Below are 23,804 nucleotides of genomic sequence, written 5' to 3'. Positions count from 1 at the left end.
ATGCGCATTTTGCATACGGCGGACTGGCATCTCGGGCGGACGCTCGAGGGCCGAAGCCGGCTGACCGAGCAGGAGGCGTTTCTCGACGAGCTCGTCGAGATCGTCGAGAAAGAACGAATTGATGTCATCTTAATGGCCGGCGATGTGTTCGATTCCGTCAATCCGCCGGCGGCAGCGGAACAATTGTTTTACGAAAGTTTAGCACGCCTGTCCAACAAGGGCCGCCGGCCGGTTGCTGTCATCAGCGGCAATCATGATCATCCGGACCGCATCAGCGCCGCCCGGACGTTGCTTTCCGATTATCATATTTATCTTTTCGGCCGCCCGGAGTCTTCCGTTTACCGGATCGACATCCCGACATGCGGGGAAACGATGATGCTTGCTCCGCTGGCCTATCCGTCTGAATCGCGCCTTGCCGAGCTGCTGTCGTCTGACCATCAGGAAGCAGCGCTGCGCGACCGGTACGATGACCGCATCCGTGCGTTATTAGCAACGATGGCCTCCTCATTCACCGAGGAGACGGTTAATGTGGTGATGAGCCATCTTTACGTCGCCGGCGGCCATACGTCTGATTCCGAGCGACCGATTGAAGTGGGCGGCGCCTATACAGTGGCGGCAACGAGTTTGCCGAAGGCCGCTCAGTATGTGGCGCTTGGTCATCTCCATCGGCCGCAACATATTAAGCGGGCAGAGACAACAGCACGCTATTCTGGTTCGCCGCTTGCTTACAGTTTCTCCGAGGCTGGGCATGCCAAATCTGTCACGGTTATTGATGTCCACCCAGGTGGCGCGGCCAATGTGTCGGAAATTCCGCTTGCCGCCGGAAAGCCGCTCGTTCGCTGGAAGGCGACAGAAGGAATTGCGCAGGTGTACCGCTGGTGTGAGGAAGGGAAAGATCAGTCATGCTGGGTTGACTTGGAGCTTCATGTGACCGAATCATTGACCATGGAAGACATTTACCGGCTGCGCAAGCTTCATCCCGGTTTTGTCCACATCCGTCCCGTGTTTCCGCAGCGGGCGGAAGAGGCGGCTGACATGAGCCGTGAAGCGCTCTCGCTTGAGGAGATGTTCTGCCGTTTTTATAAACGGCAAACCGGGGGACAGGCGCCGGATGAAGAGCTCGTTCGCCTCTTTTTAGAGTTGACGTCGGAAGAGGAGAAGGAGGAGGGAGACGAGTGAAGCCGATTTCATTGACGATTGCCGGGCTTCATAGCTTCCGCGAAAGGCAGACGATCGATTTTACGCTGCTGTGCGATGGCGGTGTGTTTGGCATTTTCGGGCCGACCGGGAGCGGCAAGTCAACGATTTTGGACGCCATTACGTTGGCGTTGTTCGGCAGTGTTGGGCGGGCGGCTAACCGTACCCAGGCAATCATCAATCATGCCGAACAAGAGTTGTTCGTCTCGTTTACGTTTGAGTTGGAAAATGCGTTGGGGGCGAAACGGTACACGGTGGAGCGCAGCTTGAAAAAGGTGGACGAATGGCGGACGCGCAGCGCTGTCTGCCGGTTGATCGAACATCAAGCGGAGCCGGTCGTGCTCGCGGATAAGCTGTCCGATGTAGACAAGGCGATCGGTCAACTGCTTGGTTTGACGATGGAAGATTTCACCCGGGCTGTCGTCTTGCCGCAAGGGAAATTTGCCGAATTTTTATTGCTTAAAGGGGCCGAGCGGCGGCAAATGCTGCAGCGCCTGTTCCATCTTGAGCGGTACGGTGATCAGCTGAATAAAAAGCTGAAAGACCGCCTTGCCGCTGCTGAGCAAGAAGAAGAAAAAATCGAGGCGGAAAAGGCAGGGCTTGGTGACGCCTCGAAAACAGCGCTTGAGCAGGCGGAAGCCGAGGAGCGGGAATTGGTTGCCTTGCTGGCCAAGCGAAAAAAAGAGTTCGAGGAAGTCGAAAAAAATGTCGAACGAACGAAACAGCTTTGGGCGTGGCAGCAAGAAAAAGAGACGGTCGAGAGAGAACTGGCCGAACTGCGCCGGCATGAGCCGGACATCCGCAGGCTCGAAGTAAAAAAAGAGCGCGCCGAGCAGGCTGAGCGCATTTGGCCATATTGGGAACAGTACGAACAGACGCGATGCTCGCAAGCAGCGGCGCTCAAGCGGTACGAACAGCTCGCCCGTGATCTCGAGGCGGCCAAGGCCGGCTACGGGGAAGCGGTGCGCCGATACGAACAGGCGCGGCAGGAAAAAGCGAGGCGCGAACCGGAGCTGTTGGCGCAAACGGAACGGCTGCGCCAGGCGGAACAGCTCGAGCGGCAAATGGAGGCGCTCACACATGAGCTTGCCGCCCTCCATGAGGAGCGAAACCGCTTGGCCGTCCGAGAGAAGGCGGCGCAACGCCAGCTTGAAGAAGCGTCTGTCTGGTACGAACGCGGCATGAAGCGGCAACAGGAGTTAAAAGAAGAACTGCAACGCTATATGGAGGCGCTAGCCGGCAAAGACGAAGTAGAGCGGGCGCATGAAGGGAAGCGGCAAATCGAGCAAGCGGCATCCGCCCTCGCCCGTGTTGATGCACAACTCCGGCAAAAAGAAGCTGTTTGGCGCCAGGCGGAAGAGGAACGGACAAAGCGGGAGCGCCAGGCGGCCGCTGCCAGCGCCCGGCTTCATCAACTGTTTCAGCTTGTCGAGAAAACCTATCATTCCGTCTGTGAGCGACAGCAAGACATCGAAAAACAGCTGCATGCACTGCAACAGGATATGGAGGCGGAACGAAAGCGGATTGAGGAAGCGCGGACGGCGGAACTGGCGGCCGTGCTCGCTGAACGACTTCGTGCCGGTGAGCCGTGCCCGGTGTGTGGATCGCGCGAACATCCGCACCCGGCAACCGCGCTGCATTTTTCCGGCCACGGGCGGCTGACTAGGCTCGAGCAGGAGCGGCGGCGGTGCGACCAAGACTTGCAGACTGTGTTTTCGTTAAAGGCGCAGCTTGAGCAGCTCGCAGGGCTGGCCGCCGGTCATGGGACGCCTCCTCTCTTTGCCGCCGGCCGCCCGACAGAAGAGGTGAACGATGTTGCTGTTGAAGTGCGGGCGCTTGAGCAAGATGTTATTGGACTAAAAGAATCTGTTTACCGGGCGCTCGCGCAATGGAACGAAGCGGAAGCAGCGCGGCGTGAAGCGGAAAACGCATGCCGGTGGGCGGCAGATGACATGGGAGCGTTGCAGGCTGAGAGACAGCGGCTTAACGAAGAGAGGCAGCAGCTTGAACAGCAGTGGCAACAGGCTTACCCTTCTTTTTTGCTTGAGACGATTGACGCCGCGTACGAGCAGCTGCGTGAACAAGAGAAAAAGTGGCGTGACGTGCAAAAACGGCTTGAGGATAGCGTGCCGTTTTTAGAAGAAAAACAGCGGGCAAAAGAGCAAGCGTCCGAAGAACAACGCCGGATTGAGACGGAACGGGTGCGCCTTGACTCGCTCATTACCGCCAAACAGCAACTGTGGGAAGAGTATGAACGACAGCGGCGCGAGAAAGCCGGCCCCAGCCCGGCGGCTGCGCAACTTCGGGAAGTGGAAGCCGAATGGCGACGGCTGCAAAGCGGTGAGCAGCGGGCGTACGATGAATGGCAACGCGTCCAAAAACAGTATCAAACGTTGGAAAGTGAGACAAAGGCGGCCGAGCAGGCGTGCGAAGAAGGGGCCCGTCGCGAAGAAGAGGCGCTCGCCCGTTGGCGCCGCGCCCTTGCCGACACCACGTTTGCCGATGCCGAAGAAGTTGGACGGGCGAAAGCGACAAAAGAGCAATGCCGTGAGTGGGACGAAACCATCCGCCGTTATTGGCGTCAAGTTGAGCAGGCGGAGCACCGTCGGGATCAACTTACGGATGCCCTCGGCGAGGCGGCGGTGAGCGCTGAACAATGGGACATGCTGCAGCGCGTGTACGCTGAGCTAAAAGCGCAAATGGAAACGATGACGCAACAACTTGGGGCCATTCAAGGCAAAGTGGCGGAGCTGAGAAAAAAACATGCCCGTTTTGTTGAACTCGAGGCGAAGCGGGAGCAACTCAGCCGCCAGATCGAACGGTATAAGCAACTGCAGACGTTGCTTCGCGGCAACAGTTTTGTCGAATTTATGGCCGAAGAGCAACTCGACCAAGTGACGGCCATAGCCGCCGAGTGGTTGCAACAGTTAACGCGGCAACGTTACTCGCTTGAGCTTGATTCACAAGGGGGATTTCTCATCCGCGATGATGCTAACGGCGGCGTCAGACGGCCGGTGGCGACGCTCTCGGGAGGGGAAACGTTTTTGACCTCACTGTCATTGGCGCTGGCGCTGTCGGCGCAAATTCAGCTGCGCGGCGAATATCCGCTTCGGTTTTTCTTTTTGGACGAGGGCTTTGGCACGCTTGATGCCGAACTGCTTGATACAGTCATTTCCGCTTTGGAAAAGTTGCATACACAGCGGTTGGCGGTTGGCGTCATTAGCCATGTTCAAGAAATTCGCACTCGTCTGCCGCGGCGGCTTATCGTTGAGCCGGCTGAGCCATCCGGCCGCGGCACGCGCATCCGGCTGGAAACGATGTAAAGAACGACCTATCCAATGAACAGAACGGATGGGAAAGAAACTAGGGGGCAAGCCGCCCCCTAAGTTGTTTCCGGCGATGTTCAGTTGTTGGCGGCAACATTTTGGTCAAACACATCTGGATCAAACGCGTTCGTAAAGCTAATGGCGTTGTTCGTCATGATAAAGTCGCCGGTATTAAAGCCGCCGGACCCGGCCTGTGTTTTGGTGGCGACTTTCGGAGCGATGTACAGACAGTCGCCCATTTGGACGACGGCGCCGCTTCCGACGTTATTGATTTTAATCGGGCCGACGAACGAAGGCATTACGAATCCCCCCTCCCCGTTGGCGTTCCCGGTGCAGGGCCGGCCAGCTGGCGGATATGTTTTATTCGTGCTTCGGTTTCGGCGATCGAGGTGGAGCCAATGTGGACAACGGCTGACGAAGAAATCCCGAGCACGCGGACCGACCGGACCGAAATGACCGGATTCTGGTGAAGCGTCCGCCGGGAAGCGACTGGCGGCGGGGAAGACCAACGCGGAATTGGTTTTGCAAAAACAGGGAATATACGTTCTCCTTCTGAGCCAAAAAACAGCTCATATTGCCGTTGGACGGCCAAGGCGCGCGTGCGTGCGGAAATCCGTTCAGAATCACCGATTTGCAGCACGGAACTAATAATCAGTGTTTCAGCATGGAGCGACTGAACGATCGATGTCCGTTTCACGATGCTCCCCCTCGAGCCGGCACGAGCGGGACAAACGGGCCGATGATGAGCGATTCCGGTGGTGTGTCAAATGCCGATGATAAGTTGATCACATCAGCGTCGCCGATTAAAAACAGCGCTGCGCTGGCGACGGCTGTCAAGCGGATGTCACCGACGTGCACATCGCGGTTGATGACCGTGTAATTCACGTTGATTCCTCCCCTGAAGGCAAATGTTTGAGAAACGCATCAAGCGATTGTTCGATATCGGCTTTCACTTTTTGAAAAATTTCATTTTCGACCGCCTCATCGCGATCGCCCGGGGGAACGTAGCCTTGGTTTGCTTTCTCTTGCAAATAAAAGCGGATGCGTTCATCCGTCTGTCGGGCGATATCTTGCAAAATAAACTGCCGGTACGTCGCATCGAGGCGGCGGTTGTATCGCTGTTCAAGCTGTTTCAATGTCTCCGCCGCCTCGCTGCTCAAGTAGGCGGCCACTTTTTCTTGAATCGGGCGCATCAGCACCGGTTCGGGCTTTGGAATGACGGTTTTCACCGGTTCGACGGCAAAATCTTCAATCGTTCCCCCGGCCCCAGGGGGGGCAAGCCCGATGTTTAGCGTCCCTTCAAGCGTTTCGACTTTGAGCTGGTCGAATTTATATTCAATCCGTTCGATCGTTGTGCGCGGCTGGGATTCTAGCTCCTGCAGCCGGGCTTCGAGAACGGAAAGGCGGCGTTCGAGCGTTCGTATTTTGTTCGTTTGCCATAATATATAGCGGTGCAGTTGGACGAAATAGTCGTACATACTCATCGTGCACCATCATCCTCTCTACATTCCCCTCTTACTTCAATATATGGACGGCCCGTGGTCCTCATCACTCTTTTTCGCCGCATTTAGCGGGTGGCCGAATGGAGAGGGACGAGAGGAGCGGACGGCTGGGCGGCGGCGCCAAGCGGCACGGTCGCTTGCGGAGCCGAGCCGGTGAAACCGCCGGTGTTGGCGAGTGTTGACAACGCCTGGATGCTGCCGGCGCTGCCGATTTGCAAAACGGATGAATTGGTCACGGAGCCAATCCGCAACTGATGGATGCAAATGCTTTGGCTAATATAAAAGTTCAACCTCCTTCTCCTCCTTATACATTTCCGACGACATTTTCATCGGCAATATCAGCGTCATTCGTATTCGTATTGTTGTAATAGTTATAAACATGAAGTCCGTCGCCAGTATTAAACGACCCGGCGCCAGCGAACGTTTTTGTCACGCTTTGCGGGGAAATCGCAAATACATCGCCAATATGGAACACGCCGCTGCTCCCGACGCTGTTCAGTTTCACGATTCCGACAAAAGCCGGCATGGGGCATGCTCCTTTCCTAGCTTCGTAGTTAATGCCAGTGTATGGGCACAAAACGGAAAACGTTCGCTCTAATTGTTCGCGGCATTATTCGAATCCAACATGTCTGGATCGCCTGTGTTCGTAAAGCTGACGAACGTATTCGTCTGCAAGAAATCCCCGTTGTTGCTGCCGCCTGAACCGGTATGCGATTTGGCTGTGCTCTTTGGTGCGATTTGCAAGACATCGCCAAAATTGACGGTTCCATCTCCACTCACATGGGTAATTTTAATCGGACCGCTAATAAATGAAGGCATAAGGCCTCCTCCTTCCCTTTGCATCGCTAATTGTATTGTATGAAGGGGAAGAAAAATCGGTTCAATGCGGGGCGGATGTCCAAGTGGCAGGCGGTTTGGCGGCATATGATAAAAAAGAAATGGTCAGAAAGGAAGGAAAAGGAATGCCAGCGATCGTCATCGGCGGGATTAAAGTGACGAACGTGAGCGGCAACGGCACGGTGAACATGGGCGATGTGCTGCAAATTGCCCCAAAAAGTACTTCAAAGACGAATTCAGGCGCCGGCGGCGGCAATACAGGCGATTTTTTACAGACGAATACGTTTTGCAGCGTCACAAATACAGTGGACCCGGATGTCTCCGATGCTGGGGCGAAAGGGAACAACTAGACGATCGACAATTGAAAAGATCGTCTTTTTCTTTTGTTCATGATCCTATATAATGTAATTGTGAATTTTCGAAAATATACGATCGGGGGATAGGAATGATGAACGTACCGCTTGTGCTTACCCATTTTTTAGACCGCGCTGTGGCTCTGTACGGGAACAAGCCGGCGATGATTTGTTCAGGACGGACAGTGACGTATCGGCAGCTTGGCGAGCGGGTGCGAAGGCTTGCCAATGGGCTGCGGGAGCTCGGTGTCCGCAAAGGAGATCGTGTGGCGTACTTAGCCCCAAATACGCTTGAAATGCTTGAAGGGTTTTATGGCATATTTGAGATAGGGGCAGTGATGGTGCCGCTCAATACGCGTTTGAAGCCGAACGATTACGTCTTCATTTTGAATCATAGCGAGAGCAAAGTATTGTTCGTTGACGAGGAGTTGTATGGCTTGATTGCGCCGGTGAAAGACAAGCTCGAAACGGTGCAGAAGATCATCGTTCATCATAAAACAGATGCGGCGCTTGATGAAACCGCTTACGACGAATGGCTTGCCGCCCAGAAGGATGCGCCTGTTCCGCGCCCGTCAATCGATGAAAATGATGTGTGCAGCCTGCTGTACACGAGCGGAACGACGGGCAATCCGAAAGGGGTGATGTTGACGCATCGAAACAACTACTTGCATGCGCTCGTGACGATGCATCATTTGCGTGTATCTGACCGTGATACGTACTTGCATGTGCTGCCGATGTTTCACGTCAACGGCTGGGGTTCGCCGTTTTATTACACCGCCAACGGCGCGACGCAAATCGGGCTGCGCAAAGTCGATCCGAACATCATTTTTGAACTTGTTAAGGAACATCGTGTGACGGTCATGCATATGGCGCCGACTGTGCTCAACATGCTGCTGCAATATTACGAGCAACATAAGCCGGACGTTCCGGAACATGTGCGGGTTGTCATCGCCGGTTCCGCGCCGCCGCCTGCGTTTGTTGCGCGCGTCGAAGAAAAGCTCGGTTGGGAGTTCATCCAAGTATACGGCATGACTGAATCGTCTCCGCTCAGCACGATTTCGCTCATCCGTCCGCAGCTTGACGGGCTGCCTGCCGAACAAAAGCAGCGGTTCAAGGCAAAGGCGGGCTATCCGATGATCGGCTGTGAGGTGAAGGTAGTGAATGACGATGGCGAGGAAGTGCCGGCGGACGGCCGAACGATTGGCGAAGTGATCGTCCGTAGCCACGGCGTCATGAAAGGGTATTGGAAAAACGACGAGGCGACGGCCGCGACGATCCGTGACGGCTGGCTATACACGGGCGATATGGCGACAGTCGATGAATACGGGCATATTGATATTGTCGACCGGAAAAAGGATATTATTATTAGCGGAGGGGAAAACATTTCCTCGATTGAAGTCGAAGGAGCGCTTTATGACCATCCAGCCGTCCTTGAAGCGGCGGTCATTGCCGTGCCGCATGAAAAATGGGGCGAAACGCCGCATGCGTTTGTCGTCGTCCGTCCGGGGCACCATGTGACGGAGGAAGAACTGATCGCCTTCTCACGGGAAAAACTAGCCCATTTCAAAGCCATTACAGGCGTCACGTTTGTTGATGAACTGCCGAAGACCGCCTCAGGAAAAATTCAAAAAGTGCACTTGCGCCGCCAATATTGGGATGCGGCAGGAAAAACAGGGCGTTACGTGAACTGACAAGCGGTTGGCCAGCGGCGGACAGGGCGGGCGGATGAACGGTAGGGCGGGCCGACTTTTTTAACGGCTTTCCGGAAGAAGTCTCCCATCCTCAAGGAATGTGAAGGGCGCAGCCCAATGAGTAGGTGGGAGATGAATGTCGGTTGGCTTTAGCAAAAAAGAAGGAAGGAGACAGTTAGGCGTATCCTAACATCTACCCGAACCGTGGGGCACACGGGGGGATCGCTCGGTCAACTTCCCATCATGAGGTGGGATTACCCGAGAAATCCCCATCGCTAAGCGAAGCGTAGGTGGTGGGAGTATGTTACAGATGACGCAACAGAAAGAAGGGAGAACATGACGCCGCCTTGCTCGGCAGAACGAATCGCGGCCGTAGACGTCTTGCGCGGGTTCGCCCTGTTTGGTATTTTGCTTGTCAATATGCGCTATTTTTCAGCGCCGATGCTATATAGGGAAGACGTCGGCGGCAGCACCTTCAATCGCGCGGTTGCTGCCGCCATCGATCTTTTGTTTGAAGCAAGCGCCTATCCGCTGTTTGCCTTTTTATTCGGATTTGGCACGGTCGTGCTTTACGGCCGGCTGCGCCAACGGGGGGAACAGCCAATTCCGATTTTGCTGCGCCGTTTCCTTCTTTTGTTGGCGGGTGGTGTTATGCATGCGTTTGGGTTATGGTTTGGCGATATTTTAATTCCGTATGCGCTGGCTGGGCTTATTTTGCTTTTGTTTATGGACGCCCCGATGCGCTGGTGGCGGACGGCGGCGTTAGCCGGCTTTTTCCTTTTTCATAGCCTTGTGGCATTGTTGCTCGCCTTAAGTATGTCCGCCGGAGGGACGGGGACAGCTGATGGCCAAGAGGCAGAGGCCGCCGCTGCTCTTCGTCATTATCAAAGTGGAACGTTCCGCGACGTGTTTTGGCAGCGATGGCACGATTGGATTTCTATAAACGGTGATGGCGGTTTGCTGTTCACGGTGCTGACCGTGTTGCCGTTTTGCCTGCTCGGCGGATACGCCGCCAAGCAACGCTGGATCGAAGCCGGACAGCGTGCCGCCGCTAGACTTCGCTGGTTGATGGGAGGAGCGCTATGTTTTGGGCTCGTGCTAAAAACCATTCCGTATTGGGCCGGAGCGAATAGCTTGACACGGTATATCCAAGACAACGTTGGCGGTCCCGCCCTAGCTGTATTTTATGCCGCTGCTGCCGTATTCGTTTGCGGGAAAAAGCAATGGCAGCCTGTTTGGCGATGGCTGCAAGACGCCGGGAAGCTGTCACTCACCCACTATCTCGGCCAGTCGCTCATCTGCACGTCGCTTTTTTACAGCTATGGGCTCGGATGGTACGGGCGAATAAACGAATGGCAAGGGGCGCTATTGGCGATTGGGATATATGCTGCCAGTCTATGGGCAAGCCGCCGTTGGCTCGCCCGATTTCGTTTTGGTCCGGCGGAATGGCTGTGGAGATGGGGAACGTACGGACAGCGCCCGCCTTTTCGGCGCCAGTTCGGCCAATAAAAAATCCGCCGCTTATTGGACGGATGGAGCGGACGGTTCAAAAGCCATAGTTTGCCGCAAATATTGATTGATCAATCGGTCAAGCTCTTGACTGCATTGGATTGTTTCTTTCGCTGTAAACCCGTGGGTGAGCGCCAATTCGATCATTTGTTGCCGTTTTTCTTCAATGAGCAGGAGAACCATTTCCTTCACCATCAATTCTATTGAAATGTTGGTTAAGGCTTGCCGTTACCCGTGACCGAAGCAAGACTTTTGTTGGATGGCTAAGGTCGCAGCTGACAGCCATAGTGGAAACTAAACATTATTATACATATAACGACGGAAAAAGGAAGCGATTCGGGAAAATAAGTGGTAAATTCCCTAATTTAGACAAAATTCTACAAAGAACAGGACTTTTTCGCTCAGACGGCGAATATAATGGTTGATGCGCCACAATGTGGAACGGCGGGCAAATGCGTCCCGTTTGCCCGCCCCGTGCAGCAGAAGACTTAGGGAGAGAGGGAGAGGAAGACGTTGAAACTCATTACGGCTGTTTTCAGCGGAGAAACAGTAGTTGGAGTGGTGCCGGAAGGGGAGAAGGCAGCTGTCCATTTGCGTCGTGCCGAGCGGGCCATGGACGGGAAGGAGACGATTCCAGCGTCGATGCTAGAGGCCATCGCACAAGGGGAGGCTTTTTTGTCCCGGGCCCAAGAAGCAGCGGATTGGGCGCTTCGCCATCCGAAGCCAGACTATGTCTGCCGCCTCGACGATGTTCGTCTCCTTGCCCCGATTCCGCGGCCGGCGAAAAACGTTTTTTGCATCGGCAAAAACTATGTCGACCATGTGCTTGAGTTGGGGGATGCCGCCGATGTGCCAAAACATTTAATCGTTTTCTCGAAAACGCCGACGACTGTGATTGGTCACGAGGAAACGATTTCGCGCCATGCGGATGTTACCGATGAAGTAGACTATGAAGGGGAGCTCGCGTTGATCATCGGCAAAAAAGGGCGGGCGATTCACCGTGAAGAAGCGCTCGATTATGTATTTGGGTATACAATTATCAATGATGTGACCGCCCGTGATTTGCAAGAACGGCACCAGCAATATTTGCTCGGCAAAAGCTTGGATACGTTTTGCCCGATGGGACCGTGGATCGTGCCAAGGAAATTCGTGTCAAATCCGAACGATTTACGCATCGAAACGCGGGTGAACGGTGAAGTGCGCCAGCAGGCGAGCACAAAACAGTTTATTTTTCCAATCGAATCGATTATTGAGACGATCTCAAAGGGCATGACGCTTGAACCGGGCGATATTATCGCCACAGGAACGCCGGCTGGGGTCGGCAAAGGAATGAATCCGCCGCGTTTTTTGCAAACGGGTGATGTCGTTGAAGTGGCCATCGAAGGAATTGGCATACTGCGCAACAAAGTCGGGGAATAAGCGAAAAGGAATAGTAGGCAGACGAAAAGCACCATCGAAAACGGGGGTGCTTTTCGTATTTCGTAATGTTTGTCAACGGTTCACCGCCCATGCTATGATGAGGAGGAATACGGAAAAGTTGGAGGGGATCGACGTTGACGCATGCGCATATCACAAGCTGGCTCATTATGATTATTTTGTTTTTGATCGCTGTGTCGATGCAACGTTCGGGGGCGGCGAAGGCGGCCATCGTGCAAATGGTGTTGCGGCTGTTTTATATTATAACGATCATGACCGGTTTGCTTTTGTTACATGGCATTGCCTCGATTTCCGGGCTTTATTTGCTGAAGGCGCTCGCCGGATTATGGGTGATCGGGGCGATGGAGATGGTTTTAGCGGCAGTGAAAAAAGGGAAACGTGCGGCGGCGGGATGGACGCAGTGGATCATTGCGCTCATCGTTACGCTCTTTCTCGGTTTGTCGCTGCCACTTGGATTTGATTGGTTCTAAACAAAGCGGCGACCTAGCCTATAGGTTGCCGCTTTTTCTTGTCCAAAAAATGTGGTATGTTAAAACCGATAGAATTTTCTTGCATTTTCTGAACGACGCGGCTAATGAGAGGAGGCGCCATTGTTGATGCGTTCGCTGCGCTGCCACCATGTCGGGGAACTGCACCGGCTGGTCGAAGAGGAGTCCTTTGCGTCCCATGAATCGTTATTTATTCAAATTGCTGCTGACCATGTAGAAGATGTACGCCACGCAGTCGAATTGGCGGCGCATCGTTGGCCGCACGCCCATATTGTCGGAATGGCGGGGATGTTGCCGGCCGTTGCGGACACAACGTTTTTGGCCAACTTGACGTCCATGGCGGCGGACGTTTCGTCATGGACCGTGCCGGTTGATGACTCGACTCGTCCCGCTGAATTGGCGGCATGCATCGCTGAAGCATCCACCCACAACGAAACAGTGCTGCTTTTGTTGTTTACCAATTGCCGCGAAACGTTGCTTCCCCTCCTTCGCCATTTGCCGCTCGCAAATGAACGGATGGTCATTGTCGGATGCGCTCTTCCGGAAGGCAGTGTGTTATTTTCGCCCGACGGGCGGTTTGACCGTGGCGTAGTCGCTGTCTCATTCAGCGGAGCGGCGCTTCGGGCCCGCTGTTTCTCCCCATTTTTATGGGAGCCGGTCGGCTTGGCATTTTCCGTGACAAAAGGCGGCGGCCGGTGGATTGGTGAACTTGACGGGCAAAAGGCATCATTTTGTTTGGAACGGTATTTAGGAAAAGAATTTATCGATCGTCTGCCTGCGTCCGGAATGGAGTTTCCGTTTGTCGTCGAGCGGGGAGGGCAGTCCGTCTGTCTGCCGATCACAGCAATTCAGGAAAACGGGGCTGTTATGGTAAACGGCCATGTGAGCGAAGGGGAAAAGGTGAGATTTGCTTATGTTCATGCACCGTCGCTTTACTGGAGTGTGCGCGATTGGGCCGGACAATTCGCCAAACAGCCGGCTGAAGAGACGTTGTTTTACTATAGCGCAGCGTTAGGGGGATATACACGCCCATTGCTGGCTGGAATGGTTTCATCGCTTCAGCAAGCCGCTCCATTCCCTGTTATGGAGGTAGCAGTGAAAGACGCGTATACGGTGGGACGGCTGGCGGGATTTGCCGCGGTTTCATTGATGGAAGGGGCGGCAACGGCGGAAGACGGACCGGTTTTGTCGCTGCCGTTTCCTCCGGAAGGGGTGACGACGCTAGCCCAGCTCATGTCAACCGCATCGCGCGATATGGAACGGCTTCACATCCGTCTGCAGATGTCGGAACAGCGGTATAAGTCGCTGTTTGACCATAATACCGACATCGTGTATTCGACCGACTTGCACGGCCATTTTACAAGCGTCAATCCGGCTTTTGAGCAGGTGCTTGGTTACCGGAAAGAAGAAATTTTATATACAAATTCGCTCAAGTATATTCATCCGAACGATATCCCCCGTGTTACCCGCTACTTTTATCGGGCGCTGCGCGGAAACGTGCAAACGTACAACTTGGAAATTCCAACAAAATCGGGGGAGCGGCTTCTCTTCCAAATGAAAAACATTCCGATTATTGTTGATGGAAAAAAAGTCGGCATTTATGGCATCGGGCACAACATTACCGAGCAAAAAAAGGCCGAGGAGAAAATTGCTTATTTGGCGTACTACGATCCGGATACGAACTTGCCGAATCGGACGAAATGGATGGAGCTGTTGGCCGGGCAACTGGAGAAAGCGAAGCAGAAACAGCGGAAAATTGCCGTTATTTTGATTGATTTCGACCGGTTTAAATGGATTAACGACAGCATCGGCCATTACGCCGGCGACGGCATTTTGCGTCAGCTTGTCGAGCGCATGAAACGCGTGCTGCCAGTCGGGGCACAGCTCGGCCGGTTTCATGGCGATAAATTTTGTCTATTCTTTCCGTTGCGGACAGGCTCCGAGGCGGCGATGGAGACGGCGCTTCATATCGTGCGTGAAGTGGCGAAGCCAACCGTGTACGGCCAAAAACAATTTTTTCTGACAACGAGCGTTGGCTTAGCCGTGTTTCCGGACGATGGGGCGGATGAACATGCGTTGCTGCGTCATGCAGATATGGCGGTGAATAAAGCGAAAAAAGGCGGAGGCAATCGGGTCGAACGCTATCGCCCCGAAATGAATGACGAAACGATGCACCGACTTGAAATGGATGGCTACCTGCGCAAAGCGATCGAACAAAACGAACTGTTTCTCTGTTACCAACCGATTGTCGACGTGCATACCGGCACGGTCATGGCGACAGAGGCGCTCATCCGTTGGCGGCACCCGAAGCTTGGGCTTGTGCGTCCGGACGAGTTTATTCCGTTGGCGGAAGAGACGGGATTGATTCATGAAATCGGACGTTGGGTGCTGCAAACCGCTTGCCGGCAGACAAAGCAATGGCAAAGGGAGACGGGAAATGACAAACTAGCCATTTTCGTCAACGTTTCCGCTGTGCAATTTCAGCACGAACGGTTCGTTGATGATGTGAAGCAAGCGCTTCAGCAGTCGAAATTGCCGCCATCATGCTTGCGCCTTGAACTGACGGAACATTCCATGCTCCGTCATCTATCGAGCACGATGCGGACGCTGGATGAGTTGAAGAAGCTCGGCGTCGGCATTGCTGTCGACGATTTCGGCAGCGGGTATTCTTCGTTTCATTATTTAAAGCAGCTGCCGGTGACGATTTTGAAGATCGACCGGGCGTTTATCGAACGTCTCCATACAAATGCGTCCGATGCCGCCATTGTCGAAGCGATCATCACAATGGGACGCGGACTTGGACTCGAAACGATCGCTGAGGGGGTTGAGGCGTTGGAGCAGCTTGAGCGGCTTCGCGGCTTGCAATGCAGCTATGCCCAAGGATATGCGCTCTGTCCGCCGCTTGTCGCTGAGGAGATCGCCGCATACATGACCGAGCGCCGGAAGAGCCGGGTGTAAAGACGTTCGACTGCCGCTGCAAAAGAAAGAGAGCAGCAGCCTTTTGGCCGGCGACATTCGGTCAGCAGCGGAGATACGCCGCTGCCGGCCGCTTTTGTCCTCAGCCTATTTGGGCACAAATGGCCCGCTCGCCATTGTTAAACGTCATTTCAAATCGGTCGTTGGTCGTTGATCCGCGTTCATAATAATGATGGACGCTGGCGATTTGCTCTGTGTTGTCATAAATCATAAAGTTGACGCCGGATGATTTGGCAAACAACAAGCCGTTGTAGCAGTACAGGCAGTCGTAAAGCGAAAACCCGAGATGGTTCAGCCATTGGACGAACTGGAAAAAAGACGGATCGGGAAGTGAGGCGAGCCATTGCCGATATGCGTATGTCAGCCGTTTGCGGAAGCGGATACGGTCACCGTTTGTAAGGGGAAAGAGGCCGAGATCAGTAGCGATCGCACCGGTCTCCTGCCATTGTCCGGACAGCCAGTGTCCATAGCGGAAAAGCTCGATGTCTTGCTCCGCCATTTCTTCGACCAAGGCCGCCTCCTCCGCTTCTTCATCGAAAAATACCCATTCATTGTTCACAAACTCTACAGTCCCATGCACGTAGGCCCGGGGTTGCTCAGCTATACACTGCAGGCGCTCTTCAATGTCCAATTTTCCTCATCCTCCTTGTATTTCTCTTTTTTTCCACTTTTTTGTTTGTTTATTCGTGCTGTTGTTGGCTTCGGACAATTCATCGAAATTGCCGATCATGCATAAAATGGAATCATGCCGATGCGGGGAGGGCTATCGTCCTGCCAAGGGGAACGATAGCTGAACATTGCCGCAAGGAAAAAAGAACGGGCGATCCAAAGAATAATGGGAACAGTTCAGGCGAACAACAGTTACTTGCCATTTTTGATAAAGAAAGGATTGGTTCGTATGTGTGGCATCACTGGCTGGGTGCATTTCGGGCGCGATTTGCGCCGTGAACGGAACATTATTGCCGATATGACAGAAACGCTCGCAAAACGCGGGCCAGACGATACAAATACGTGGCTCGACGTCCATGTCGCGTTCGGGCATAAGCGGCTCGTTGTGGTCGACCCGGCCGGCGGCAAACAGCCGATGATCCGGAACAAAAACGGACGGCGCTACACGATCGTTTACAACGGTGAGCTGTATAATACGGAAGACATCCGGAAGGAACTGCGGCATAAAGGCTACCGGTTTGACGGCCATTCTGATACAGAAGTGCTGCTCGCCGCTTATATAGAATGGAAAGAACAATGTGTCGACTGGTTAAACGGCATTTTTGCCTTCGCCGTTTGGGATGAAGAGCGGGAACTGTTATTTATGGCGCGTGACCGTCTTGGAGTCAAACCGTTGTTTTACCGCCGGGATGCCGAGGAGCTTTTGTTCGGCTCTGAGATCAAGGCGATTTTAGCCCACCCGGATGTGAAAGCGGAAGTGAGTTATGAAGGGTTGGCGGAAGTGTTCGGGCTCGGACCGTCGCGCACGCCGGGGCATGGCGTGTTTGACGGCGTCCAAGAATTGCGCCCGGCGCACGCGTTGACCTTCTCCCGCACCGGGCTTCGCATTTGGCGGTACTGGAACGTGGAAAGCGACATCCATCGCGACTCGCTCGAAGAAACGGTTGAGAAGCTTCGCTTTTTCTTGACCGATGCGGTCACGCGCCAGCTCGTTTCCGATGTGCCGGTATGCACGTTTTTATCGGGCGGGGTTGATTCGAGCGCCATTACGGCGATTGCTGCTAATGCCTTCGCTGCCGACGGAAAAGGGCCGCTTCACACGTACTCGATCGATTATGAAGGAAACGATCACTATTTCCAAGCAAACGATTTTCAGCCCAATACGGACGCACCGTTTATTGAACAAGTATCAAACAAGTTTCAAACGATCCACCACCGCTGCGTGATCACCCAAGAAGAGCTGTTCCGCCATTTGCATGATGCGGTCATCGTCCGTGACGTCCCGGGGATGGCAGATGTCGACTCATCGCTGCTTTGGTTTTGCAAACAAATTCGCGAGCAGTTTGTCGTCAGTTTGTCCGGGGAATGCGCCGACGAAATTTTCGGCGGCTACCCGTGGTTCCACCGCCCGGATGATTTGGCGCGGAAAGGATTCCCGTGGATGCGCTCGATTGAGGCGCGCATCGGATTGTTGAAGGAAGGATGGCGGCAAAAGCTCCAACTCGATGATTACGTACAAATGCGCTATGAACAAACGATCGCTGAGGTGCCGCGCCTTGAAGGGGAAAGCGCGGAAGCAGCAAAGCGGCGCGAGCTGTTTTATTTAAATATGATTTGGTTTATGACGACGCTTCTTGACCGGAAAGACCGGATGAGCATGGGAGCGAGCCTTGAAGTGCGCGTGCCGTTTGCCGATCACCGTCTTGTGGAATATGTCTGGAATATCCCGTGGGAAATGAAAATGTATGGTGGGCGGGAAAAAGGCATTTTGCGCAAAGCGTTGGAAGGACTGTTGCCGGAAGAGGTGCTCTATCGGAAAAAAAGCCCGTACCCGAAAACGCACCATCCGCTGTATACGAAGCTCGTGAAGCAATGGCTGGAACAGCTGCTTCGCGACCGTTCTTCGATTTTGCACGAGTTTTTTGACGCGGAAAAGTTGACGGCGCTCGTTGAATCGGAAGGGAAGTCATTCCAAGTGCCGTGGTTTGGGCAGCTGATGACCGGTCCACAATTGCTTGCTTACCTCGGCCAAGTGCACGTTTGGTTTGATCATTACGGCATCTCCATTAAAGAATAAGAGCTGCGCTGGTGCGCAGCTCTTATTTTGGCAGCAGGAGGCTTCATGCCATTTTCGCCTGCGGCGCCACCGTCTTTTTCATCCAGATGCGCGATCGCCACCGCCAAAGCATCAACAGTCCGCGCAGCCATTCATCGGCGATAAATGACAGCCAAATGCCGACAAGACCCAACCCAAGGGCAATGCCGAATACATACGCCACCGTCACCCCGACGCCCCACATCGACAAAATGCCCATATAGACCGGAAACTGCACATCCCCGGCCGCCCGGAGCGAACTGATGATCACTAAGTTAAACGAGCGCCCCGGTTCAAGAATGATCGTTAGCAGCAACAATTTGCGCCCCAGTTCAATCATCGACCGGTCATCAGTAAAGAGCGACAGCAGCGGTTCAGCGAACCAATAGGCAACTGTGGCCAGCAGCACCGATATAGCAATTGCGCTGTATAAACTTTTTAAACAGCGCCTGTACGCTTCTTCATACCGTCCGGCGCCGACGAAGTGGCCGACGAGAATTTGTGTCCCTTGGCTGACCGCGATGCCGAACAAAAAGACGAACATCATAATGTTTTGCGTATACACCCTTATGGTCAGCGCCTCAGCGCCGAGCCACGTAATCAAGTAGGTGATGACCATTTGCGCTGTGTTGTAAGAAAGATGTTCTCCGGCTGACGGCACACCGATTTTTAAGAGCGAGCGCAAATGGTGAAGCGGCAGGGCGCGAAACGACCGCAGGGAAAGTGAAATGCCGGTTCGTTTGCGCAATAAAGCTACCAACACAGCAAAACCGATCAACCGGCTCGCCGCCGTTGAAATGGCGGCTCCTTCCGCTCCGAGGGGAGAAAGGCCAAACGATCCGAAAATAAGGAAGTAGTTTCCAATAATATTCAGTACGTTCATTCCTATTGTGACGTACATCGTATCGCGCGTAAAGCCATAGCTTTTTAAGATGGCGCCGACGGTCATCATCAGTGCTTGGATGAACAAAAACCCGCCGACAATCGACAAATAGCCGCTCCCCTCGTCAAACAGCTCAGCCGGCAGCCCCATCAGCCGCAAAATCGGGCGGCTAAACACGGCGAGAACAGCGCTTAGCAACAGCCCAAACAGCAAATTGGCGGCAAGGGAAACGAGTGACACGTCAATGGCCTCCTGCTCCCGCCGGGCGCCTAAATATTGGGCGACAAGCACGGCGGTCGCCAAGGCGACGAAGTTGAACAGCACGATCGTTAACGCGATGATTTGGTTCGCCACCCCGACGGCGGCGACCGCATGGTCCGAGTACTGGCTGAGCATAAGCGTATCGGCGTTGCCCATGACCATATAGAGCAGCGTTTCAATAAAAATGGGCCACGTTAACGAGAACAGTGACCACGTTCTGGCCTCTTGGCGCATATCGAGACAACTCCTTTTTCAAATTCCGACTTGAACGATATATCCAGTTTAGCCAGTTTGTTGCATAATGGAAAGAGAGAGAAGCGATTTTACTTGCATTTTTCCGACAAGAAAAGAGGGGACGACGATGGACTATGTCACGTTTTCGTTGCCGCCGCTGCCGGTGTTTATTAAAGGGGCGGAGAGCATATTTCCAAAGGGAAAACGGCATTTTCGCCGCACGTTTACCGTGTTCGATTTGCTCTACGTCAAACAAGGATGTTTATATATGACGGAAAACGGGCGTGAATTTACCGTCGGCGGCGGACAATATTTGCTGTTAATTCCCGGGCGCGAACATTACGGGCATCGTCCGTGCGAAAGGGAAACAGAGCTTGTTTGGCTGCATTTTTTGCTGCCGGACTACACGGTTGTTTCGGACTGCCCGGCGAGCCGGCAAACGGTGATGGAAAAAGAGGCGACGTACACTGAGCCAATCCAATACCGGCTTTCGATCCGCCAATACGGGGAGCTGAAACAACGGGAGCGCGCCGAACAGCTGCTCGCCCAACTCATCGAGCCGAACGTGGAGCGGGATATAGACCGGCCGCTTCGGCAGCTGCTGTTGTTTGTGGAATTCCTTTGGCATTTGCAAAAACAGGAGCTGCCCGTCCCGAGCGCTGCGGAACAAGTCAGTGCGGCGGCGGTGGCGTACATCGAACGACATTTCAGCGAGCCGATTACGCTCGAAATGCTCGCAAAAAAACTCCGCTTTCATCCCGATTACATCACCCGCTGCATGCAAAAAACGATTGGCATGGGGTTTAGCCACTATTTGACGTATTACCGGCTGTCGAAAGCCAAGCAATGGCTCGCGGAAACGAATGAAACAGTCGAGGCGGTCGCCAAGCGGGTCGGCATTGATGATGGCGCGTATTTTTCACGTGTATTCAAAAAAATGGAAGGGATGACCCCGACCGAATACCGGCGCATGGCCAGGCGCACATAAAACCGGTGCAGCGAGCGGCTGCACCGGTTGTGGCCGAAGCGGCGCATGGCTGCGCCATCTTACCAGCTTTCAACCTTATAGAGCACAAACCCATACGGAGGCAAGGCGGCGCAAAGCGTTTCCGCCTCGGCCGCAAACCGCTCCCCAGTCACGAGATCAACAAGCCATTTTCCACGGAGATCGAGCGGGAGCGGAATGTCGGCGGCATCATTGCTTCGGTTGACGATGACGAGCACGGTTTCATCGCCATCCATTTTTTCGTACACGAGATGATTGGGGTTGTCGTCGGCGGAAAGAAAGGCGATGTCCCCGCGCCGGAGCGCCTGGTGTTGCTTCCTTAGCGCAATCAGCTGCTTGACGTGCGCCAACAGCTCGCGGTTTTGCTGCCCCGGGTCCCACACCATGCATTTCCGGCATTGTGGATCGTTTCCGCCCGTCATACCGATCTCATCGCCATAGTAAATGCACGGCGAACCGGTGAACGTCAGCTGGAATAAAAACAACAACTTCGCCTTGCGGACGTCGCCGCCGCAAACGGTGAGAAGCCTTGGCGTGTCATGGCTGCCAAGCAAGTTAAACGCCGCTTCGTTGACCTGTTTCGGATATGAATGAAGCATTTGGATCATGATATCGGCAAACTGACGGGCGCTGATGTCCTCTTTGGCAAAAAAACGAAGCGCCCCGTCCGTGAACGGATAGTTCATCACAGCGTCAAACTGGTCGCCGCGCAACCACGGCATTGCATCATGCCAAATTTCACCGAGAATATATAAGTCCGGTTTCAGCGCCTTGACCGCCTGCCGGAACTCGCGCCAAAATTGGTGGTCGATTTCGTTCGCCACATCGAGCCGCCAGCCGTCAATGTCAAACTCGCGAATCCAGTACGTCGCGACATCAAGCAAGTAGCGTTTGACCTCCGGATGGGCGGTGTTGAGTTTCGGCATGTGCGGCACGAACGCAAATGTGTCGTAATTCGGACGCGGCTCCGTTTGCAGCGGAAACCCGCGAATATGAAACCAATCCTTATATTTTGAAGCTGCACCGTGTTTCAACACGTCTTGAAACGGGGCAAACTCATAGCCGCAATGGTTGAAAACCGCATCGAGCATAACGCGGATTCCTCGTTCATGGCAGCGCCTGACGAGTGTTTTCAACGTCTCCTTGTCCCCAAAGTGCGGGTCAATCTCAAAATAATCGGCGGTATCGTATTTATGGTTCGATGGCGCGCGGAAAATCGGCGTCAAGTAAATGCCTGTAATGCCAAGGTCAGCCAAGTAATCGAGATGATCGATAATCCCTTGCAAATCCCCTCCGAAAAAACTTGTCGGCGTCGGATCTTCGCTTCCCCACGGCCGCGCCCCTTCTGGACTAATGGCTGGATTGCCGTTGGCGAACCGCTCGGGAAAAATTTGATACCAAACCGTATCTTTCACCCAATCGGGCGCTTGAAACAAATCGACGCGATGGAGGAACGGGAAGCAAAAGTAGTAGGCTGTATCATCTGTCGGCGCTTCGTGAAAAAACCCTTTTTCCGTATAGATGAGCTTTTCTCCTCCGGATTGCAGCATAAATCCGTAACGCAACCGCCGATATGGCGGTTTGACTTCGGCGAACCAATAGTCAAACCGTTCGTCGCTTCCCGTTTTCCGCATCGGCATCGTCTGAAACTGCCAGGCGCCGCCTTGCCACTCGTACGGATCGCCAAAAAGCAGCTCGACATGGTCGATGTCGTGTTTTTTCGTTTGCAGCCGGAGATGGAGCGTTTCGCTGTCGTACGCATACGCGAAATGGTCAGTCGGGCGGTGGTGGATGGCTTCTTTTTGCATCATCGTTCCCCCTTTGGAATCCAATTTGGCCAAAAGCAATCGTTTGCATGATAGACCGCTGCTAAACAAAGCGTACGCCAATGCGAAAAAAAAGTCAAATTTCATAGAAAATAAGCTTGTAAAATGAAAAATAGGCGATATAATAGAGTTGAAAGGTGCAATCGTTTTCATCGCGTTGTCAAATTTTTTATGTGCAAACGATTTCGCTATGGTTGCACTGAAAAAGAACCGATCAAAAGAGGAGGGGGAGCATGAAGAAAGCATTGTCTTTGTTTCTCATGGCTGTGCTGCTCGTGGGCGTGCTTGCTGCCTGCGGGCCGAAACGGGACGTTCAACAGCCGAAAGAAAATCAAGGAACGACCGAAAAGGCGGAAAAACCAGATAAACTGGTCGTTTGGGTGAACGATGACGAAAAGCAGAAACAAGCGCTGAAAGACATTTTCCAAAAGTATACGGAAAAAACGGGCATTCAAATTGAAATGGTTGCGGTCAACATGTTGGACCAAACGAAAAAGTTGGCGCTTGACGGCCCGGCCGGCAAAGGTCCGGACGTATTCTATCAGCCGCATGACCGCATCGGCGACATTGTGCTGCAAGGGCTGGCCGATCCAGTCGACCTTGGCGATGCCAAAAGCGAGTACAGCCCGACAGCGGTCAACGCCGTGACGTATGAAGGCCAAACGTACGGTGTGCCGCTAGTCGTCGAAACGTACGGCGTGTTCTACAACAAAAATTTAGTGCCGGAAGCGCCGAAAACGATGGAAGACTTAATGAAGATCGCCAAGGAAAAAACGAATGCCGCCAAAGACCAATACGGCTTTTTAATGGAAGCGGCGAACTTCTATTTCGTCTATCCGTTCTTTGCCGGCTACGGCGGCTATGTGTTTAAAAACGAAAACGGCAAATACGATACGAGCGATGTCGGGCTGGCCAATGATGGGGCGGTCAAAGGAGCGGAACTCGTTCAGTCGTGGTTCAAAAACGGCTATATTCCGAAAGAGATTACCGGCGACATTATGAACGGGCTGTTTACGAAAGGAAACGTGGCGGTCGCCATCACTGGTCCGTGGAATATTGCCGTGTATAAAGAAGCGCTTGGCGATAAGGTGGCGACGGCGCCGCTGCCGGTTTTAGACAATGGCGAGCATCCGAAATCGTTCGTCGGCGTGAAGACATGGATGTTATCGGCGTATTCGCAAAACAAAGAATGGGCAGTTGATTTCATGAAGTTTGTCACGAACGAAGAAAATTCGCTCCATTACTATGAAGTGGCGGGTGAAATGCCGGCGAACGAAAAGGCATTGACGAATGAGAAAATTACGAACGATCCGTTGATCGCCGGCTTTGCCGAACAAATCCAATACGGCGAGCCGATGCCGAACGTGCCGGAAATGTCGCAAGTATGGGAGCCGATGGGCAACGCGTTGCAATTTATCGCGAAAGGCGACGATCCGAAAGCGGTGCTCGGTGAAGCGGTCCAAACGATTCAAGATAAAATCGCCGCCAGCGGCGCTGGAAAATAACGAGTGATG

The 23,804-nt window shown here is 53.6% G+C and carries 22 protein-coding genes; 11 read left to right on the top strand and 11 right to left on the bottom strand.

All coding sequences use genetic code 11. The annotated features are described in order from the left end of the window. Positions 1–1,179 (top strand): exonuclease SbcCD subunit D, encoded by a 1,179-nt coding sequence (locus tag ACTVDO_RS05190; protein ID WP_442901165.1) that lies wholly within the window; start codon positions 1–3, stop codon positions 1,177–1,179. Continuing rightward, positions 1,176–4,520 (top strand): AAA family ATPase, encoded by a 3,345-nt coding sequence (locus tag ACTVDO_RS05185; protein WP_442901164.1) that lies wholly within the window; start codon positions 1,176–1,178, stop codon positions 4,518–4,520. The genes ACTVDO_RS05190 and ACTVDO_RS05185 overlap by 4 nt, the downstream gene beginning before the upstream one ends. 80 nt (positions 4,521–4,600) lie before the next feature. Here the strand turns inward: ACTVDO_RS05185 and ACTVDO_RS05180 are convergent, their stop codons facing one another. The 7 genes from ACTVDO_RS05180 to ACTVDO_RS05150 form a co-directional block, all read right to left on the bottom strand. Then, positions 4,601–4,822, bottom strand: a complete 222-nt coding sequence (locus tag ACTVDO_RS05180; RefSeq protein WP_020958832.1) for a spore germination protein — start codon at positions 4,820–4,822, stop codon at positions 4,601–4,603. After that, entirely contained in the window at positions 4,822–5,220 is a 399-nt protein-coding gene (locus ACTVDO_RS05175; RefSeq protein ID WP_020958833.1) for a spore germination protein GerPE, read from the bottom strand. Before ACTVDO_RS05175 ends, ACTVDO_RS05180 begins: the two co-directional genes overlap by 1 nt. Then, on the bottom strand, positions 5,217–5,408 hold the full coding sequence (locus ACTVDO_RS05170; RefSeq protein ID WP_020958834.1) for a hypothetical protein: 192 nt from the start codon (positions 5,406–5,408) through the stop codon (positions 5,217–5,219). The genes ACTVDO_RS05175 and ACTVDO_RS05170 overlap by 4 nt, the downstream gene beginning before the upstream one ends. Continuing rightward, entirely contained in the window at positions 5,405–6,007 is a 603-nt protein-coding gene (locus ACTVDO_RS05165) for a spore germination protein GerPC (RefSeq protein WP_023817491.1), read from the bottom strand. The genes ACTVDO_RS05170 and ACTVDO_RS05165 overlap by 4 nt, the downstream gene beginning before the upstream one ends. Before the next feature lie 83 nt (positions 6,008–6,090). After that, positions 6,091–6,315, bottom strand: coding sequence for a spore germination protein GerPB (locus ACTVDO_RS05160; protein ID WP_020958836.1), 225 nt, complete (start codon positions 6,313–6,315; stop codon positions 6,091–6,093). Between the two features lie 14 nt (positions 6,316–6,329). Then, on the bottom strand, positions 6,330–6,551 hold the full coding sequence (locus ACTVDO_RS05155; protein ID WP_020958837.1) for a spore germination protein: 222 nt from the start codon (positions 6,549–6,551) through the stop codon (positions 6,330–6,332). Positions 6,552–6,619: 68 nt separating this feature from the next. Next, positions 6,620–6,844, bottom strand: coding sequence for a spore germination protein (locus ACTVDO_RS05150; protein WP_020958838.1), 225 nt, complete (start codon positions 6,842–6,844; stop codon positions 6,620–6,622). A 143-nt stretch (positions 6,845–6,987) separates the two neighbouring features. On the opposite strand from ACTVDO_RS05150, the gene ACTVDO_RS05145 reads away from it, so the two are divergent. From ACTVDO_RS05145 to ACTVDO_RS05135, 3 genes are all read left to right on the top strand, one after another. Continuing rightward, positions 6,988–7,212: a spore germination protein gene (locus tag ACTVDO_RS05145; protein ID WP_041267844.1), complete on the top strand. Its 225-nt coding sequence runs from the start codon at positions 6,988–6,990 to the stop codon at positions 7,210–7,212. A 98-nt stretch (positions 7,213–7,310) separates the two neighbouring features. Then, positions 7,311–8,906 (top strand): fatty acid--CoA ligase, encoded by a 1,596-nt coding sequence (locus ACTVDO_RS05140; protein ID WP_020958840.1) that lies wholly within the window; start codon positions 7,311–7,313, stop codon positions 8,904–8,906. 336 nt (positions 8,907–9,242) lie between these two features. Beyond that, the gene (locus tag ACTVDO_RS05135; RefSeq protein ID WP_442901163.1) at positions 9,243–10,415 is read left to right on the top strand and encodes a DUF418 domain-containing protein; all 1,173 of its coding nucleotides are present in this window, start codon (positions 9,243–9,245) and stop codon (positions 10,413–10,415) included. Positions 10,416–10,427: 12 nt separating this feature from the next. On the opposite strand, the gene ACTVDO_RS05130 is transcribed toward ACTVDO_RS05135, so the two are convergent. After that, on the bottom strand, positions 10,428–10,598 hold the full coding sequence (locus tag ACTVDO_RS05130; RefSeq protein ID WP_020958842.1) for an aspartyl-phosphate phosphatase Spo0E family protein: 171 nt from the start codon (positions 10,596–10,598) through the stop codon (positions 10,428–10,430). Positions 10,599–10,928: 330 nt separating this feature from the next. Between ACTVDO_RS05130 and ACTVDO_RS05125 the strand changes: the two genes are divergently transcribed. From ACTVDO_RS05125 to ACTVDO_RS05115, 3 genes are all read left to right on the top strand, one after another. Then, positions 10,929–11,834, top strand: coding sequence for a fumarylacetoacetate hydrolase family protein (locus tag ACTVDO_RS05125; RefSeq protein ID WP_442901162.1), 906 nt, complete (start codon positions 10,929–10,931; stop codon positions 11,832–11,834). A gap of 134 nt (positions 11,835–11,968) precedes the next feature. Continuing rightward, entirely contained in the window at positions 11,969–12,322 is a 354-nt protein-coding gene (locus tag ACTVDO_RS05120) for a YisL family protein (RefSeq protein WP_442901161.1), read from the top strand. Positions 12,323–12,448: 126 nt separating this feature from the next. Next, positions 12,449–15,298: an EAL domain-containing protein gene (locus ACTVDO_RS05115; protein ID WP_442901191.1), complete on the top strand. Its 2,850-nt coding sequence runs from the start codon at positions 12,449–12,451 to the stop codon at positions 15,296–15,298. A gap of 100 nt (positions 15,299–15,398) precedes the next feature. Here ACTVDO_RS05115 and ACTVDO_RS05110 read toward each other — a convergent pair whose 3' ends face one another. Further along, positions 15,399–15,947 carry a DUF2777 domain-containing protein gene (locus ACTVDO_RS05110; protein ID WP_020958846.1) on the bottom strand — a complete coding sequence of 183 codons (549 nt, stop codon included), beginning with the start codon at positions 15,945–15,947 and terminating at the stop codon, positions 15,399–15,401. A gap of 267 nt (positions 15,948–16,214) precedes the next feature. On the opposite strand from ACTVDO_RS05110, the gene asnB reads away from it, so the two are divergent. After that, on the top strand, positions 16,215–18,062 hold the full coding sequence (gene asnB / locus ACTVDO_RS05105; protein ID WP_020958847.1) for an asparagine synthase (glutamine-hydrolyzing): 1,848 nt from the start codon (positions 16,215–16,217) through the stop codon (positions 18,060–18,062). Between the two features lie 43 nt (positions 18,063–18,105). On the opposite strand, the gene ACTVDO_RS05100 is transcribed toward asnB, so the two are convergent. Beyond that, the gene (locus ACTVDO_RS05100) at positions 18,106–19,458 is read right to left on the bottom strand and encodes an MATE family efflux transporter (protein ID WP_442901160.1); all 1,353 of its coding nucleotides are present in this window, start codon (positions 19,456–19,458) and stop codon (positions 18,106–18,108) included. Positions 19,459–19,585: 127 nt separating this feature from the next. Between ACTVDO_RS05100 and ACTVDO_RS05095 the strand changes: the two genes are divergently transcribed. Next, positions 19,586–20,446, top strand: coding sequence for an AraC family transcriptional regulator (locus ACTVDO_RS05095; RefSeq protein ID WP_020958849.1), 861 nt, complete (start codon positions 19,586–19,588; stop codon positions 20,444–20,446). 59 nt (positions 20,447–20,505) lie between these two features. Here the strand turns inward: ACTVDO_RS05095 and ACTVDO_RS05090 are convergent, their stop codons facing one another. Next, positions 20,506–22,272 (bottom strand): alpha-glycosidase, encoded by a 1,767-nt coding sequence (locus ACTVDO_RS05090; RefSeq protein ID WP_442901190.1) that lies wholly within the window; start codon positions 22,270–22,272, stop codon positions 20,506–20,508. 251 nt (positions 22,273–22,523) lie between these two features. Between ACTVDO_RS05090 and ACTVDO_RS05085 the strand changes: the two genes are divergently transcribed. After that, positions 22,524–23,795 (top strand): sugar ABC transporter substrate-binding protein, encoded by a 1,272-nt coding sequence (locus ACTVDO_RS05085; RefSeq protein WP_020958851.1) that lies wholly within the window; start codon positions 22,524–22,526, stop codon positions 23,793–23,795. Positions 23,796–23,804 lie beyond the last annotated feature (9 nt).

This window comes from Geobacillus sp. BK01, from assembly GCF_052220245.1.
Lineage (GTDB): Bacteria > Bacillota > Bacilli > Bacillales > Anoxybacillaceae > Geobacillus.
This window is presented reverse-complemented; position numbering and strand designations above follow the sequence as displayed.